This window comes from Streptomyces purpurogeneiscleroticus (assembly GCF_020024005.1).
GTDB classification, from domain to species: domain Bacteria; phylum Actinomycetota; class Actinomycetes; order Streptomycetales; family Streptomycetaceae; genus Streptomyces; species Streptomyces purpurogeneiscleroticus.
In genome coordinates this window covers 1-16,257 of the sequence record NZ_NHSG01000144.1, presented here as the reverse complement: position 1 = coordinate 16,257, position 16,257 = coordinate 1, and the positions used below count along the sequence as shown (strand labels likewise).

The following is a 16,257-nucleotide window of genomic DNA, read 5'->3' as shown; positions in this document are numbered from 1 at the left end:
AGGTGGGTGCGGAGTGCCTCCAGGTCCTCAGCGAGGCGGGGGAAGGCGTACGCGGCGGGGTCCTCGGCGGGCGGGGAGTCACCGGTGCCGCGGCTGTCCGGGAGGATCAGTCGGCGAGTGGCGTCGAGGCCGCCCAGGGAGCCGAGGTATTCGGCGTCCCGCGCCGGGCCGCCGGCCAGGCAGATCAGGGGCGGGAGCCCGGACTCGGACTCCTCGGGGCGGAGCACGCGGTAGTGCAGTTCGGTGCCGTCGTACGAGCGGTAGTGAGGCATGGAGGGAAGTGTGCCCGGATCGGGCATTCCGTACCGGTGTGGCGTAGGTCCAGCGGGGGAGGCGGAATTCGGACTAATGACAGGGGCGTAGGTATTCGGCGGCCCTTACTGTGGCGGGATGACCACCATCGAGCCGTGCGACAGTGATGTAGCCGATGCCGCCGCCCCGGATGTGCCGTCGGACTCCGCGCCCGTCGGGGGCGGCGTGCTCGGGCGTACGTACCGGGCCCTCACCCTCGGCATCATCTCCGTCGTCTCGCTGATCGCGTTCGAGGCGAGTGCGGTGAACACGGCGATGCCGGTGGCCGCGCGGGCGCTGGACGGAATCGAGCTGTACGCGTTCGCCTTCTCCGCGTACTTCACGGCGAGTCTGTTCTCGATGGCGCTGTCGGGTGCCTGGTGCGACCGGAACGGGCCGCTCGCGCCGCTGTTCAGCGGCATCTTCACCTTCGGGGGCGGGCTGGTGCTGGCGGGGGCCGCGCCGACGATGTGGACGTTCGTCGCGGGGCGCGCGGTGCAGGGGCTGGGCGGCGGGCTGGTGATCGTCGCGTTGTACGTGGTCGTGAGCCGGGCGTATCCGGAGCGGCTGCGGCCGGCCGTGCTCGCATCGTTCTCGGCGGCCTGGGTGCTGCCGGTGATCGTCGGGCCGGTGGTCTCGGGGACGGTCACCGAGCATGCGGGGTGGCGCTGGGTTTTTCTGTCGATACCCGTGCTGGTGCTGCTGCCGGTCGCTGTGATGCTCCCGGCGCTGCGCAAGCTGCCCCGGAGAGAGGAGGGGGAGGACGCCGCGTCGCTCGACCGGCGCCGTATCCTCCTCGCGCTCGCCGTCGCCACCGGTGCCGGGCTGCTCCAGTACGCCGGGCAGGACCTGCGGCCGCTCGCGCTGCTGCCCGCTGCCGCCGGGCTGGCCCTCCTCGTACCGTCCGTGCTGCGGCTGCTCCCGAAGGGCACGTTCCGGGCCGCGCGCGGGCTGCCCTCCGTCGTCCTCATCCGCGGGCTCGCGGCCGGTGCGCTGCTCGCCGCGGAGAGCTTTGTGCCGCTGATGCTGGTGACCCAGCGGGGGCTGAGCCCGACGCTCGCCGGGCTCTCGCTCACCGGCGGCGGGCTGACCTGGGCGCTCGGCTCGTACACACAGAGCCGCCCGCGGCTGGAGCCGTACCGCGAGCGGCTGATGTGCGTCGGGATGCTGCTGATGGCCCTGGCCGTCGCGCTCGTACCGCTGGCGCTCGTCGACACCGTCCCGGCGGCCGTCGTGGCGGGCGCCTGGGTCATCGCCGGGTTCGGGATGGGGCTGACGATCTCGAGTGGGAGTGTGCTGCTGCTCAAGCTGTCGCGCCCCGAGGACGCGGGCCGCAACTCCGCCTCGCTCCAGGTCTCCGACGCGCTGGGCAACATCACCTTCGTCGGCATCAGCGGCATCCTCTTCATCGCCTTCGGCGGCGGCGCGGTCGCCACCGCTCGACCCGGCGCGCACGCCGGTGCGTCCGTCGCCGCGCATCCGGCCGCCTTCGCCGCCGTATTCGCCGCGATGTCCCTGGTCGCGCTGGTGGGCGCATACGTGGCGACCCGGCTGCGTCCCGTACCAACTGCCCCGCCTGCACCGGAGCCGGCGGTGTGAGCTGAGTCGCACCCGCTCCGCCGCCCGGCCGGAATTCCGCGACGGGCGAGACGGCACGGGTACGCTGACGCGGTTGCCGATCGCCGAGCCAGCCGACGGAGACCGTGAGTACTACCACCAGCGCCATGAACAACCAGAACCTGTCCCCGGCCTTCCCGGGACGGGCCCCCTGGGGTACCGCGAACAAGCTGCGCGCCTGGCAGCAGGGTGCGATGGACAAGTACATCGAGACCCAGCCGCGGGACTTCCTCGCGGTCGCGACCCCCGGCGCGGGCAAGACCACCTTCGCGCTCACCCTCGCCTCGTGGCTGCTGCACCACCACGTCGTGCAGCAGGTGACCGTGGTGGCGCCCACCGAGCACCTGAAGAAGCAGTGGGCGGAGGCGGCCGCCCGGCTGGGCATCAAGCTGGACCCGGAGTACAGCGCGGGACCGCTGAGCCGCGAGTACCACGGCGTCGCCGTGACGTACGCGGGCGTGGGCGTCCGGCCGATGCTGCACCGCAACCGCGTCGAGCAGCGCAAGACCCTCGTGATTCTCGATGAGATCCACCATGCCGGTGACTCCCGGTCGTGGGGCGAGGCATGTCAGGAGGCGTTCGAGCCGGCGACGCGGCGGCTCGCGCTGACCGGTACGCCCTTCCGGTCGGACACCAATCCGATTCCCTTCGTGACGTACGAGGAGGGGAACGACGGCATCCGGCGCAGCTCGGCGGATTACACGTACGGCTACGGGAACGCGCTGGCCGACGGCGTCGTCCGCCCCGTCATCTTCATGTCCTACAGCGGCAACATGCGCTGGCGGACCAAGGCCGGTGACGAGATCGCGGCGCGGCTGGGCGAGCCGATGACCAAGGACGCCGTCTCGCAGGCGTGGCGCACCGCGCTGGACCCGCGCGGCGAGTGGATGCCGAACGTGCTCCGGGCGGCGGACCAGCGGCTGACGGAGGTACGGAAGTCGATCCCGGACGCGGGTGCGCTGGTCATCGCCTCCGACCAGGAGCAGGCGCGGGCCTACGCGAAGCTGATCCGGGAGATAACGGGGCACAAGGCGACGCTGGTCCTCTCCGACGACACCGGCGCCTCGCAGCGCATCGACGACTTCTCGCACTCCGACGACCGGTGGATGGTCGCGGTCCGGATGGTGTCGGAGGGCGTCGACGTGCCGCGGCTGGCGGTCGGCGTGTACGCCACGACTATCTCCACGCCGCTGTTCTTCGCGCAGGCCGTGGGCCGTTTCGTACGGTCCCGGCGGCGCGGCGAGACGGCCTCGGTCTTCCTGCCGACCGTGCCCATGCTGCTCGGCTTCGCGAACGAGATGGAGGTCGAGCGCGATCACGTGCTCGACAAGCCGAAGAAGGACAGCGAGGAAGACCCGTACGCCGAGTCCGAGAAGGAGATGGACGAGGCGAACAAGGAGCAGGACGAGGACACCGGCGAGCAGGAGCAGTTCTCCTTCGAGGCGCTGGAGTCCGACGCGGTCTTCGACCGGGTCCTCTACAACAGCGCCGAGTTCGGCATGCAGGCGCACGCGGGGAGCGAAGAGGAGCAGGACTACCTCGGCATCCCCGGGCTGCTGGAGCCGGACCAGGTGCAGATGCTGCTGCAGAAGCGGCAGGCCCGGCAGATCGCGCACAGCAAGAAGCGGCCCGCCGAGGAGGCGGACCTGCTGGAGCTGCCTGCCGAGCGCCGCCCCGTGGTCACCCACAAGGAGCTGCTGGAGCTGCGGAAGCAGCTGAACACGCTGGTCAGCGCGTACGTGCACCAGAGCGGCAAGCCGCACGGGGTGATCCACAACGAGCTGCGCCGGGTGTGCGGCGGCCCGCCGAGCGCGGAGGCCACCGCCGGGCAGATCCGGGAGCGGATCAAGAAGGTCCAGGAGTGGGCCACGCGGATGCGGTGACGGACGGCGCGGGGCGCCCCCGACTCGGTATCGAGGCGCCCCCACGCCGGCCCCGCGCCGTCCACGCCGGTCTCACGGCCCGCCCCGCGCCCGTCCACGCCGGGACCAATGCGGATAGAGCGGTCAGCTGAGACCGGATTCTGGACGGACTCTTCCGCTGACCGGACTGGATCGCTACTGTCCCCGTCACGAACACGCCCCGTGGCAGCGCCGCCGCGGAGCGCAGCCGGTGCCGAACCGGCGGCCTCGTCAGCGCTGCCGTGGGACCGGCAGCGCGACCTCCCCCTAGAGCCGCCACTCACCCGAGGAGGGGGCGTCGTGACCGCGGAGACCTCCCAGACGCTGGACCGAGGACTGCGTGTCCTCAAGCTGCTCGCCGATACCGATCACGGCCTGACCGTCACCGAGCTCTCCAACAAGCTCGGCGTCAACAGGACCGTCGTCTACCGGCTGCTGGCCACCCTGGAACAGCACGCGCTGGTCCGCCGCGACATCGGCGGCCGGGCGCGGGTGGGGCTGGGCGTACTGCGCCTGGGCCGCCAGGTGCACCCCCTGGTCCGCGAGGCCGCGCTGCCCGCGCTGCGCTCGCTGGCCGAGGACCTCGGTGCCACGGCCCACCTCACGCTGGTCGACGGTATGGAAGCGCTGGCCGTCGCCGTCGTCGAGCCGACCTGGACGGATTACCACGTGGCGTACCGCGCCGGGTTCCGGCACCCGCTGGACCGCGGGGCCGCGGGCCGGGCCATCCTGGCCGCCCGGCAGGGCTGCACGGAGGGCGACGGGCTCGCGCTGACCCACGGCGAGCTGGAGGCCGGCGCGAGCGGCGCCGCGGCGCCGCTGCTCGGGGTGAGCGGCATCGAGGGCAGCGTCGGCGTGGTGCTCCTCGCCGACGCCGTACCGGAGCGGGTCGGCGCCCGCGTGGTCGAGGCGGCCAAGGAGGTGGCGGAGGCGCTGCGATGACGGTGGTCATCTAGGGTGGCGGGGTGTCCTCTCGCGCCCGCGCCCTGGCAGTCTGCTCCGCCCTCGTCATCGCGCTCCTCGCCGTCGCCGCCTTCGTGCCGCTGCCGTTCTCGATCGCCTACCCGGGGCCGGCCGCGAACGTGCTCGGCAAGCACAAGGGCGAGCCGGTCATCACCGTGCACGGCGCCAAGGCCCGGAAGACCAGCGGCGAGCTGCGGATGACGGCCATCGTCGCCACCGGCCCCCAGGTCTCGGCGCACGTGACGGACCTGCTCAAGGGCTGGTTCCGCCGCGACGAGGCCGTGATGCCGCGCGACGCGGTCTACCCGGTCGGCGACAGCACCGAAGAGGTCGCGAAGCACAACGCCGCGCAGATGAAGCAGTCGCAGGACGACGCGGTCGAGGCGGCCCTGCGCTATCTGCACCGCTCCCCGAAGGACGTACAGGTCGACCTGAAGCTGGCGGACGTGGGCGGCCCGAGCGCCGGCCTGATGTTCACGCTGGGGATCATCGACACGATCGACGGGGACGGCGCGGGCCACGACCTGACCGGCGGCCGGTCCATCGCCGGTACCGGCACGATCACCGCCGACGGCAAGGTCGGCCCGGTCGGCGGCGTGGCGCTGAAGACGCAGGCCGCGCACCGTGAGGGCGCGAAGTACTTCCTCGTGCCGCGCGCCGAGTGCTCCGACGCCCGCGCCAACCTCGCGAAGGACATGCGGCTGATCCCGGTCACCACGCTGACCGGCACGGTCGACGCGCTGAAGGCGCTGAACTCCGGCGGCAAGGTGCCCAGCTGCTGACAGCGCGGTGCCGGGCACCTCGTACCGCCGCAGGGCTCAGCCCGTCCCCTCCTTGATGAACCCCTCCTGCACCAGCCAGTCCTTCGCGACCTCGTGCGGGTCCTCGCCGTCCACGTCGACCTTGCCGTTGAGCCGCTGTGCCGTCTTGTTGTTCAGCGCCTTGGTGATCGGCGCGAGCACGTCCGCGATGGCCGGGTACTTCTTCATCGTCGGCGCGTACATCTGCGGCGCCGCGTTGTAGTTCGGGAAGAAGTGCTTGTCGTCCGCGAGCGTCTTCAGGCCCATCGCCTGGATGCGCCCGTCGGTCGTGTAGACCTCGCCGAAGGTGCAGCTGCCGCCCTTCTTGACCTGGGTGTAGATGACCCCGGCCGACATCCGCTTGATGTTCCCGGACGGGATCTTCAGGCCGTACTTCTTGACCATGCCGGGCAGGCCGTCGTTACGGGTCGCGAACTCGTTCTCCACGCACAGCGTGACCGCGTCCGGGTCCCGCTTCAGCAGCCCGGCCAGGTCCGAGAGGGTCGAGACGCCGTACTTCTTCTGGTCGGACGGCTTCAGCGCCAGCGCGTAGGTGTTGTTCAGCTCCGAGTACGGCAGCCAGACCAGGTTCTTCTTCTTGTCGGCGGCCTCCACCGCCTCCCACTGCTTGCGCTCGTCGGGGATGGGCTCGGTGTTGCCGAGGTAGGTGATCCAGCTCGTGCCCGTGTACTCGTAACTGCCGTCGGCCGTGCCGGAGGTCACCGCCTCGCGGGCGCCGATCGAGCCCTGGATGTTGGTCTTGTCCACGACCGTGGCGCCGGCCGCCTTCAGGGCCAGCCCCATGATCTGGCCGAGCACGATCTGCTCGGTGAACTCCTTCGAGGTCACGGTCAGCTGCGCGCCCTTCAGCGGCTGCCCCTCGTAGCCCGCGTCCTTGCCGGGCCTGACCTCGTCCGTCATCGGGCTGCCGCTGACCAGGCCGCAGCCGCCCAGCGCGAGCGCCGCGAGGAGCGCCCCGGCCGCCGCGAGAGCGGTGCTCCGGTACGTACGCCGGTTCCCCATCAGGCCGTCCCCTCCAGGCCGCGCGGCCGCAGCAGCAGTTCGACGAGCGATGCCAGCCAGTCGACCAGCAGGGCCAGTGCAATGGTCAGTACGGAACCCAGGACGAGCACCGGCATGCGCTGGGTGACGATGCCGGCCGAGATCAGGTCGCCCAGGCCCCCGCCGCCGCCGAACGTGGCGAGGGTGGCGGTGCCCACGTTCAGTACCAGCGCGTTGCGGATGCCGGCCAGGATCAGCGGTACCGCCAGCGGCAGTTCGACCTTGGTGAGCACGCCCAGCGGCGACATGCCGACGCCCCGGGCCGCCTCGGTGAGGGTGGGGTCGATGGCCTGCAGCCCGGCGATGGTGTTGGCCAGGACGGGCAGCACGGCATAGATGATCATGCCGATGATCGCGGCCCTGGGGCCGACGCCGAGCCAGATGACCAGCAGCACCAGCAGACCCAGTGCCGGGACGGCCTGGCCGAGGTTGGCCAGCGCCATCGCCGCCGGGGTGGCCCTGCGCAGCTTCGCCCGGGTCAGCGCGATGCCCAGCGGGATCGCGATGATCAGTACGAAGAAGGTGGAGACCGCGGTCAGCCAGATGTGCTGCCGCAGCGCCAGCCACACCTTGCCGTCGTCGACGGCCTGGTGGGCGATGGAGTCCAGGTGCGCGCCGCGGAACCACAGCCAGGTGGCGAGCAGCGCGGCGAGCAGGACGAACGGCAGGAAGGTGGCCTTCTGCCAGGTGATCCGGCGCTGCTCCTGTGCGGGCGGCGCCGGCGGCTCCTCGTCGCGCTCGCCGCCGCGCACCTCGTCCCGGAAGGCCAGCCCCATGACCTCGTGCTCGCCCGGCGGCCGGGTGTCCCGCGGGGTCCGCTCCTCGCGGCGGCTCATGCCGAGGCCCCGTGGGCGCTGTCGGTGCCCTCCTGCTCCCGGTGGGTCTGGTGGGCGCGCTGCTCCTCCAGCTCGTGCCGGTGCTCGATGGCGTCCAGCCGGTCGGCGTCCAGCAGCTCGTGGACGTTGTTCATCAGCGTCTCCATGTCGACGACGCCGGTGTACTCGCCGCGCCGTCCGGTGACCGCGACCCGGCCGGTGTTGTCGGTGAGTACCGCCTCCAGCGCGTCCCGCAGCGTGGCGTCCCGGGTGACCGTGTCGTGCACCAGCGTGCCGGCCCGGGCGAGCGAGCCCTTGGCGAGCGTGAGGTCGCCGCGGCGCAGCCACTTGTACGGCCGGTTGTGCCGGTCCAGCAGCAGCAGTTCGTTGCTGGCGCCGTCGCGCAGCTTGTCGAAGATGGACTGCAGCGGGTCCTCGATGGTGGCGGTGGGGAAGTCGACGATCTCCACGTCGCGGACGCGGGTGAGGTTCAGCCGCTTCAGGGCAGCGCCCGCGCCCACGAAGCCGGACACGAAGTCGTCGGTGGGGTTGGTGAGGATGGCCTCGGGGGTGTCGAACTGGGCGATGTGCGAGCGCTCGCGCAGTACGGCGATCCGGTCGCCGAGCTTGATGGCCTCGTCGAAGTCGTGGGTGACGAAGACGATCGTCTTGTGCAGCTCGTGCTGGAGCCGGATCAGCTCGTCCTGGAGGTGGTCGCGGGTGATCGGGTCGACCGCGCCGAACGGCTCGTCCATCAGGAGTACGGGCGGGTCGGCGGCGAGCGCGCGGGCCACGCCGACGCGCTGCTGCTGGCCGCCGGAGAGCTGGCGCGGATAGCGGCCGTGGAACTCGCGGGGGTCCAGGCCGACCAGGTCCAGCATCTCCTCGACCCGGTTCTTGATCTTCGCCCGGGACCAGCCGACCATCTTCGGTACCAGTGCGATGTTCTGGGCGACCGTCATGTGCGGGAAGAGGCCGGAGGACTGGATGGCGTAGCCGACCTTCCGGCGCAGCCGGACCGGGTCCATGTCGGTGACGTCCTCGTCGCCGATCCTGATGCGGCCCGAGGTGGGCTCGATCAGCCGGTTGATCATCTTCAGGGTGGTGGACTTGCCGCACCCGGAGGGCCCGACGAGGATCACGATCTCGCCGGCCTTGATGTCCATGGTGACGTCGTCCACCGCCGGGACCGCACTGCCCGGATAGCGCTTGGTGAGGTCTTCCAGCTGGATGGCGGCGCCCGTTGTGGTCTGCTCAGGCACGGATCCCCCTGGGGATGGTGAGGCGTCCGATGAGGACGTAGGCGGCGTCGAAGAGGAGCGCGAGTACCACGATGCCGAGGGTCCCCGCGAGGACCTGGTTCAGCGCGTTGGCGCTGCCCAGGGAGGCGATGCCGCGGAAGATCTCGTTGCCGAGGCCGGGGCCGGAGGCGAACGCGGCGATCGCGGCGATGCCCATCAGCATCTGGGTGGCGACCCGGATGCCGGTCAGGATGGGCGGCCAGGCGAGCGGCAGTTCGACCTTGAACAGCCGGGCGGCCCGGGACATGCCGATGCCCTTCGCCGCGTCGACCAGCGTGGGGTCCACCCCGCGCAGGCCGACGACGGCGTTACGGACGATCGGCAGCAGCCCGTACAGGGTGAGGGCGACGACCGTGGGCGCGACGCCCAGGCCGACGATGGGGATGAGCAGGCCGATCATGGCCAGCGAGGGGATGGTCAGGATCGTCGCGGTCGCGGTGGTGGCGAGGTTGCCCACCCACTCGCTGCGGTAGGTGAGGACGCCGATGAGCACCCCGATGAGGGTGGCGAGGACCATGCACTGGAACACCGCGCTGGCGTGCTGATACGTGTCGATCAGCAGCTGGGTGTGCCGGCCGGCGACGTACTCCCAGAAGCTCACTCGGCGTCTCCTCGGTCAGTCCCCCGACGCCTGTTGCACCAGGGGGATGATGCGCAGCCGAACCGGATTTTCCATGACAATCGCGGTCGAGGCCCGCATGATGCCATCAAAGCCGACAACCCGGTCGATGACACGTTGCAGATCGGCGTTGGAACGTGCAACCAATCTGCAGAGCATGTCCCCATGTCCAGTCGTTGTATGCAGCTCAAGGACCTCAGGGACGGTTGCCAAATGGTTACGAACGTCCGCCCCTTGGCCCTGTTTGATCTCCAAGGTGGCGAAAGCGGTCACCGGGTAACCCAGTGCCGCCGGATCCACGTCAGGACCGAATCCGCGGATCACTCCATTGGACTGAAGCCGGTCCAGTCGCGCCTGCACCGTGCCGCGCGCGACGCCGAGCCGCCGCGACGCCTCCAGTACGCCGATCCGCGGCTCCTCCGCGAGCAGCTGGATCAGCCGGCCGTCCAGATGATCGATCGCCATAAAGCCCCTTCCGATGGTCATGCTGTACAGATCGCCCGAGAGTACTGGCCGGTCGCTGATCAATATGCGCAGACGAAACGCAAACTGTTGCGCACCTTGTGGTTCGGAGGGAATCTGCCGCCATGACTGAGACCATCGATCATTCACCCGGTACGGCAGCGCAGGCGGACCCCTTCCCGGTGAAGGGGATGGACGCCGTCGTCTTCGCCGTCGGCAACGCCAAGCAGGCCGCGCACTACTACTCCACGGCCTTCGGCATGAAGCGCGTCGCGTACTCAGGCCCGGAGAACGGCAGCCGCGAGACCGCCTCCTACGTCCTGGAGTCCGGCGGCGCCCGCTTCGTCTTCACCTCCGTCATCAAGCCCACGACCGAGTGGGGCCGCTTCCTCGCCGACCACGTCGCCGCGCACGGTGACGGCGTGATCGACCTGGCCATCGAGGTCCCCGACGCCCGCGCCGCGTACGCCTACGCGGTCGAGCACGGCGCGCGCGGCATCGAGGAGCCGTACGACGCCAAGGACGAGCACGGCACGGTCGTGCGCGCGGTCATCGCGACGTACGGCAACACCCGGCACACCCTCGTGGAGCGCTCCGGCTACGACGGTCCGTATCTGCCGGGCTTCGTCGCGGCCGACCCGATCGTCGAGCCGCCGAGCAAACGTTTCTTCCAGGCGATCGACCACTGCGTCGGCAACGTCGAGCTCGGGAAGATGAACGAGTGGGTGGCCTTCTACAACAAGGTCATGGGCTTCACGAACATGAAGGAGTTCGTCGGCGACGACATCGCCACCGAGTACTCCGCGCTGATGTCCAAGGTCGTCGCGGACGGCACCCGCAAGGTCAAGTTCCCGATCAACGAGCCCGCGATCGCGAAGAAGAAGTCGCAGATCGACGAGTACCTGGAGTTCTACGGCGGCGCCGGCGTCCAGCACATCGCGCTCGCCACCAACGACATCGTCGCCACGGTGCGTGCGATGCGTGCGGCCGGCGTGGAGTTCCTGAACACCCCCGACTCGTACTACGACACGCTCGGCGAGTGGGCGGGCGAGACCCGCGTCCCCGTCGAGACGCTCCGCGAGCTGAAGATCCTCGTCGACCGTGACGAGGACGGGTACCTGCTCCAGATCTTCACCAAGCCGGTCCAGGACCGCCCGACCGTCTTCTTCGAGATGATCGAGCGGCACGGCTCGATGGGCTTCGGCAAGGGCAACTTCAAGGCCCTCTTCGAGGCGATCGAGCGCGAGCAGGAGAAGCGCGGGAATCTGTAACCGCCCAGCCGGGCCCGGGTGTTCCGCCCGGGCCCGGCGGAACGCGTCGCACGGCGGAAAGTCACTTCCACAATCTTCCGTGTATGCAAGATAGATGCAAGGCTGACGCCATGGATCTCATCGCACAGCTGCGCGCCGGACTCCCCGAAGAGGCGGTCCTCACCGACCCCGACGTCACCGGTTCCTACGCCAACGACATGGCCAGCTTCTGCGAAGCCGGCACTCCCGCCGTCGTCGTCCTGCCGCGCACCGTCGAGCAGGTCCAGCACGTCATGCGCACCGCCACCGAGCTGCGCGTACCCGTCGTTCCGCAGGGCTCCCGCACCGGCCTGTCGGGCGCCGCCAACGCCTCCGACGGCTGCATCGTCCTCTCGCTCATCAAGATGGACCGGATCCTGGAGATCAATCCCGTCGACCGGATCGCGGTCGTCGAGCCCGGCGTCATCAACGCCACCCTCTCCCGGGCCGTGAACGAGCACGGCCTGTACTACCCGCCGGACCCCTCCAGCTGGGAGATGTGCTCCATCGGCGGCAACATCGGCACCGCGTCCGGCGGCCTGTGCTGCGTGAAGTACGGCGTCACCGCCGAGTACGTGCTCGGCCTGGACGTGGTGCTCGCCGACGGCCGGCTGCTGCAGACCGGCCGGCGCACCGCCAAGGGCGTGGCCGGCTACGACCTCACCCGGCTCTTCGTCGGCTCCGAGGGCAGCCTCGGCGTCGTCGTGCGCGCCGTCCTCGGACTGCGGCCCGAGCCGCCGCAGCAGCTCGCGCTGGCGGCGGAGTTCCCCTCCACGGACGCCGCGTGCGCGGCCGTCTGCGAGATCATGGCCCGCGGCCACGCCCCCTCGCTGCTGGAGCTGATGGACCGTACGAGCATCCGCGCGGTCAACGCGATGGCCAACATGGGCCTGCCGGACTCCACCGAGGCGCTGCTGCTCGCGGCCTTCGACAGCCCGGACCCGTCCGCCGACCTGGCCGCCGTCGGCGCGCTGTGCGAGGCCGCGGGCGCCACCGAGGTCGTCCCCGCCGAGACCGCCGCCGAGTCCGATCTGCTGCTCCAGGCCCGCCGGCTCACCCTCACCGCGCTCGAAGCGGTGAAGACGGCCACCATGATCGACGACGTCTGCGTACCCCGCTCCCGCCTCGCCGACCTGCTCAACGGCTGCGCCGCCATCGCCGAGAAGTACGACCTCACCATCGGCGTCTGCGCGCACGCGGGCGACGGCAACACCCACCCCACCGTCTGCTTCGACGCGGCCGACCCCGACGAATCCCGGCGGGCCCGCGAGTCCTTCGACGAGATCATGGGGCTCGGCCTGGAGCTGGGCGGCACGATCACCGGCGAACACGGCGTCGGCATACTGAAGAAGGACTGGCTGGCCCGCGAACTGGGCCCGGTCTCACTGGAATTGCACCGCGGCATCAAGCAGGTCTTCGACCCGCTCGGGCTGTTGAACCCCGGGAAGGTCTTCTGACGACGGCCGCTCGGCGGCACTGTCAGTGGCAGGCTCTACAGTCCAGTCATGGACTCCGCACTGTCATGGGTGGCCCTCGTCATCCTCGTCTTCGTTCTCGCCATCTCCCTGCCGGACGGCCGGCACCGGAGGCTGGAGCGCCGGCTGCGCGAGCTCGACCGCAAGCTGGACCTGCTGCTCGACCACCACGGCATCGCCGACGAGCGGCCCGGGATGGCCGAGGTGGACGAGCTGCTCCGCCGTGACCGCAAGGTCGAGGCGATCAAGCGGTACCGACAGCTGACGGGCGCCGGGCTGGCCGAGGCCAAGCAGGCGGTCGAGGCGCGAATACGCTGACCGCCCGGTCGCCCTGTGGCCCCGGCGGGCCCGCGGGCGGAGGATGGGCCCGACGACCGTCCATCGCCGGAAAGCCCGACGCAGGGAGCGAGAGCGCCGATGGCACAGACCGCAGAACCCGCAGCGAAGAGCAGGGAGTACGACGTCGTGGTGCTGGGCGCGGGCCCGGTCGGGGAGAACGTCGCCGACCGCGCGCACGCCCTCGGCCTGAGCGCCGTCATCGTGGAGAACGAGCTGGTCGGCGGCGAATGCTCGTACTGGGCGTGCATGCCGTCCAAGGCGCTGCTGCGGCCGGTCACCGCGCGCGCCGACGCTCGCCGGGTGCCCGGCCTGCAGGACGCGGTGGCCGGGCCGCTCGACGCCCGCGCCGTGTTCGCCCATCGCAACGCCTTCACCTCGCACTGGAAGGACGACGGCCAGGTCGAGTGGCTGGACTCGGCCGGCATCGACCTCGTGCGCGGCCGGGGCCGGCTGGCCGGGCCCAAACGGGTGATCGTCGATGATGGCGTCGAACTCACCGCCCGGCAGGCCGTCGCGGTCTGCACGGGCAGCCGCGCGGCGCTCCCCGGGCTGCCGGGCCTGGACACCGCCAAGCCCTGGACCAGCCGCGAGGCGACCAGCGCGCAGTCGGTGCCGGAGCGCCTCGCGGTGGTCGGCGGCGGCGTGGTCGCCGTGGAGATGGCGACCGCCTTCCAGGCGCTGGGCTCCCGGGTCACGATGCTCGTACGGGGCTCCGGCCTGCTGGAGCGGATGGAAGCGTTCGCCGGTGAGCTGGTGGCAGAGGCCCTGAAGGAGGGCGGCGCCGACATCCGCATGGGCACCTCCGTCGAGGAGGTGCACCGCCCCGCCCCGGACGGCCCGGTCACCCTCACCACCAGCGGCGGCGACCGGATCGAGGCGGACGAGGTGCTCTTCGCCACGGGACGTGCGCCGCGCACCGACGATCTCGGCCTGGAGACGGTGGGCCTGGAGCCGGGCAGCTGGCTGGAGGTGGACGACAGCTGCCGCGTGACGGCGGTCGACGGGGGCTGGCTGTACGCGGTCGGGGACGTCAATCACCGCGCCCTCCTCACCCACCAGGGCAAGTACCAGGCCCGGATCGCGGGCGCGGCCATCGCGGCGCGCGCCCAGGGCGTACCCCTCCTGGAGACCGACCCCTGGGGCGCGCACGCCGCGACCGCCGACACCGCCGCCGTCCCGCAGGTGGTCTTCACCGACCCCGAGGCGGCCTCGGTCGGGCTGACCGCGGAGGAGGCCGAGCGCGCGGGCCACCGCGTCCGCAGCGTCGACGTCGACCTGGGCGGCGTGGCGGGCGCGAGCCTGTACGCGGACGGGTACCGCGGCCGCGCCCGGATGGTCGTCGACCTGGACCGCGAGGTGCTGCTCGGCGCCACCTTCGTCGGCCCGGGCATCGGCGAGCTGCTGCACTCCGCGACGGTCGCGGTGGCAGGCGAGGTCCCCGTCTCCCGCCTCTGGCACGCCGTCCCCGCCTATCCGACGATCAGCGAGGTGTGGCTGCGGCTGCTGGAGACGTACCGGGGCTGAGTGCCCCGTAGAGGGGGCGCGGTCAGACGGCGTCCGGGTCCTCGCCCGTCATCGCGGCGGCGATCCGCAGGTAGGGCGCGGCCTCGGCGTCGCGGCCCTGGCGCTGGAGAGTACGCCCGAGCATCAGCTGGGCGTAGCTCTCGACGGGGTCCCGTTCCAGGACCGCGCGCAGCTCCGCCTCCGCGCGCCAGAGTCGCGCGGAGTGGTAGTAGGCACGGGCGAGGAGCAGCCGCGGCGCGACCAGCTCGGGCACCTCGTCGACGAGGCCCTCGAGGATCTGCGCCGCGGTCGTGTAGTCCTTGGCGTCGAAGAAGAGGCCCGCACGGTCCCAGCGCTCGGCGGGGGAGCCGTGCGTGTAGTACGTCTCGGTCATGGTGTCGGCAACGCACGGGAGTGGTTGAACATTCCACTATGTTGCCGGGGTGGCTCCGCACGTACTACGCGCCGCTCTCCGGCGACTCGTCCGACGGCCACGGGTCGCGCAGCCACAGCTCGTCGCGCGCGGCCGGCGCCAGCAGCTCGCTCAGCCCTTTGTCGATACCGAGGTGGTCCTCCTCGGTGCCCGGCGGCACCAGCCGCAGCGTGCGCTCCAGCCACGCCGAGACCGCGGTGGCCGGCGCCTCCAGCAGCGCGTCGCCGTCCGGCGAGCTCAGCGCCATGCAGACCAGGCTGCGCCCGTCGAGCTTGGTCGGCCACACCCGCACGTCCCCGTGGCCGCACGGCCGGAAGACGCCCTCCACGAGCAACTCGCGGGCGAACGTCCAGTTGACGGGGGAGTCGGAGCCGATGTGGAAGGCGACGTGGACGGCATAGGGGTCGTCGGTACGGTAGGTCAGCCGGGCCGGCACCGCGACGCTGCGCTCCGGCGACAGCACCAGACCCAGTTCCAGCTCTCGTTCCACCACGGTGTGCATGAGTCACGCCTCTCTACGTTCCGGTGCGGGCACCCCGTGAACAACCGCCCGCACAGGGATAGAGGCCGTAGCTCCCGGACCATTACGCGACTTCGTACAACTTTTTTCAAAACCCCCTTCCGAGGGGTCCGGTGCCCGGACATACCCGGCGATCACCCCCCGTCTGATAGATGTGGTCGCTGCGTTGCGGCAGACTGCACTAGCTCCACCATCGTCAGCCCCTCCACGGCCTGAACACAGATACGGGATTTGGACATGAGCGCGCCTTCGTCAGGATCCGCCGGCGGCAGCCCCACGCCTGGGTACTACCCGGATCCGTCCATCCCCGGCTACATCCGGTACTGGAACGGCGCCTCCTGGGTGCCCGGCACCAGCCGGCCGGCGCCGGCCGACGGCGAGGAGATGCCGGCCCCGCCGGCGGGTGCCGCGGCCGAGCCGGGTCCGGCAGCGTCGTCCGCCGCCGGGCAGCCGCCCGCCGCCGAGGAGACCGGACCGGTCTTCTTCGACGAGGAAGAGGACTCCGGACAGGTCGACGGGGAGGACCCCGGCGGCACCGCGCTCGCGACGCGCGACCGCGGCGAGGTGGACGCCTCGTCCGCCGCCACCGCGTGGGACGACCCGCAGCGGCTGCACGGCACGGGCCCCGACGCGGGCGCCTCCTGGCAGGCCGACGCCTCCCGCCAGGCCGGCTTCGGCGGCGAGCAGGACCAGATGGTGTCCTGGGGCTCGGTCCCGCCGCAGCGCGAGGGCGCGGCGCCGGGCGCACCGGCCGAGGCCCAGCCGTGGGGCGACGCGCAGGAAGGTTCCGGTCAGGAGCGTCCGCGCCCGGATGGCGCCGCCGAAGTTCCCAAGGACGGCACCATGGCCATCCGCGCGGTGGGCCCC

The 16,257-nt window shown here is 71.2% G+C and carries 17 protein-coding genes; 9 read left to right on the top strand and 8 right to left on the bottom strand.

The annotated features are described in order from the left end of the window. The coding region (locus CCS38_RS08130; RefSeq protein ID WP_223732515.1) for an alpha/beta fold hydrolase at positions 1-272 on the bottom strand (272 nt) is incomplete at its 3' end. A 118-nt stretch (positions 273-390) separates the two neighbouring features. Between CCS38_RS08130 and CCS38_RS08125 the strand changes: the two genes are divergently transcribed. The 4 genes from CCS38_RS08125 (at position 391) to CCS38_RS08110 (ending at position 5,554) form a co-directional block, all read left to right on the top strand. Continuing rightward, on the top strand, positions 391-1,890 hold the full coding sequence (locus CCS38_RS08125) for an MFS transporter (protein ID WP_223732514.1): 1,500 nt from the start codon (positions 391-393) through the stop codon (positions 1,888-1,890). 125 nt (positions 1,891-2,015) lie between these two features. Further along, positions 2,016-3,791, top strand: a complete 1,776-nt coding sequence (locus CCS38_RS08120) for a DEAD/DEAH box helicase (RefSeq protein WP_223732513.1) — start codon at positions 2,016-2,018, stop codon at positions 3,789-3,791. A gap of 318 nt (positions 3,792-4,109) precedes the next feature. Continuing rightward, positions 4,110-4,751, top strand: coding sequence for an IclR family transcriptional regulator (locus CCS38_RS08115; RefSeq protein WP_223732512.1), 642 nt, complete (start codon positions 4,110-4,112; stop codon positions 4,749-4,751). Positions 4,752-4,774: 23 nt separating this feature from the next. Further along, positions 4,775-5,554: a YlbL family protein gene (locus CCS38_RS08110; RefSeq protein WP_223732511.1), complete on the top strand. Its 780-nt coding sequence runs from the start codon at positions 4,775-4,777 to the stop codon at positions 5,552-5,554. 36 nt (positions 5,555-5,590) lie between these two features. On the opposite strand, the gene CCS38_RS08105 is transcribed toward CCS38_RS08110, so the two are convergent. From CCS38_RS08105 to CCS38_RS08085, 5 genes are read right to left on the bottom strand one after another with little or no spacing between them, the layout of a single operon-like run. Beyond that, positions 5,591-6,595: a glycine betaine ABC transporter substrate-binding protein gene (locus CCS38_RS08105; protein WP_223732510.1), complete on the bottom strand. Its 1,005-nt coding sequence runs from the start codon at positions 6,593-6,595 to the stop codon at positions 5,591-5,593. Next, positions 6,595-7,470, bottom strand: coding sequence for an ABC transporter permease (locus CCS38_RS08100; RefSeq protein WP_223732509.1), 876 nt, complete (start codon positions 7,468-7,470; stop codon positions 6,595-6,597). The genes CCS38_RS08105 and CCS38_RS08100 overlap by 1 nt, the downstream gene beginning before the upstream one ends. After that, entirely contained in the window at positions 7,467-8,711 is a 1,245-nt protein-coding gene (locus CCS38_RS08095; RefSeq protein ID WP_030250308.1) for an ABC transporter ATP-binding protein, read from the bottom strand. Before CCS38_RS08095 ends, CCS38_RS08100 begins: the two co-directional genes overlap by 4 nt. Beyond that, positions 8,704-9,351 carry an ABC transporter permease gene (locus CCS38_RS08090; protein ID WP_030250305.1) on the bottom strand — a complete coding sequence of 216 codons (648 nt, stop codon included), beginning with the start codon at positions 9,349-9,351 and terminating at the stop codon, positions 8,704-8,706. Before CCS38_RS08090 ends, CCS38_RS08095 begins: the two co-directional genes overlap by 8 nt. Positions 9,352-9,366: 15 nt before the next feature. After that, positions 9,367-9,834, bottom strand: coding sequence for an Lrp/AsnC family transcriptional regulator (locus tag CCS38_RS08085; RefSeq protein WP_031063268.1), 468 nt, complete (start codon positions 9,832-9,834; stop codon positions 9,367-9,369). A 122-nt stretch (positions 9,835-9,956) separates the two neighbouring features. Between CCS38_RS08085 and hppD the strand changes: the two genes are divergently transcribed. From hppD to CCS38_RS08065, 4 genes are all read left to right on the top strand, one after another. Then, positions 9,957-11,102, top strand: a complete 1,146-nt coding sequence (hppD, locus tag CCS38_RS08080) for a 4-hydroxyphenylpyruvate dioxygenase (protein WP_223732508.1) — start codon at positions 9,957-9,959, stop codon at positions 11,100-11,102. A 110-nt stretch (positions 11,103-11,212) separates the two neighbouring features. Then, entirely contained in the window at positions 11,213-12,577 is a 1,365-nt protein-coding gene (locus CCS38_RS08075) for an FAD-binding oxidoreductase (RefSeq protein ID WP_223732507.1), read from the top strand. A 48-nt stretch (positions 12,578-12,625) separates the two neighbouring features. Next, positions 12,626-12,913, top strand: coding sequence for a hypothetical protein (locus tag CCS38_RS08070; RefSeq protein WP_223732506.1), 288 nt, complete (start codon positions 12,626-12,628; stop codon positions 12,911-12,913). 99 nt (positions 12,914-13,012) lie between these two features. After that, a complete protein-coding gene (locus CCS38_RS08065; RefSeq protein WP_223732505.1) occupies positions 13,013-14,458 on the top strand; it encodes a dihydrolipoyl dehydrogenase family protein in 1,446 nt (481 codons plus the stop codon). A gap of 22 nt (positions 14,459-14,480) precedes the next feature. Here CCS38_RS08065 and CCS38_RS08060 read toward each other — a convergent pair whose 3' ends face one another. Together CCS38_RS08060 and CCS38_RS08055 are read right to left on the bottom strand one after the other, a co-directional pair. Continuing rightward, complete coding sequence (locus CCS38_RS08060; protein WP_223732504.1) at positions 14,481-14,831, bottom strand: tetratricopeptide repeat protein; 351 nt, start codon at positions 14,829-14,831, stop codon at positions 14,481-14,483. Between the two features lie 64 nt (positions 14,832-14,895). Continuing rightward, a complete protein-coding gene (locus CCS38_RS08055) occupies positions 14,896-15,372 on the bottom strand; it encodes an SsgA family sporulation/cell division regulator (RefSeq protein ID WP_030250286.1) in 477 nt (158 codons plus the stop codon). Positions 15,373-15,627: 255 nt separating this feature from the next. On the opposite strand from CCS38_RS08055, the gene CCS38_RS08050 reads away from it, so the two are divergent. After that, positions 15,628-16,257, top strand: a 630-nt coding sequence (locus CCS38_RS08050) for a DUF2510 domain-containing protein (RefSeq protein WP_223732503.1), incomplete at its 3' end; no start/stop codon positions are given.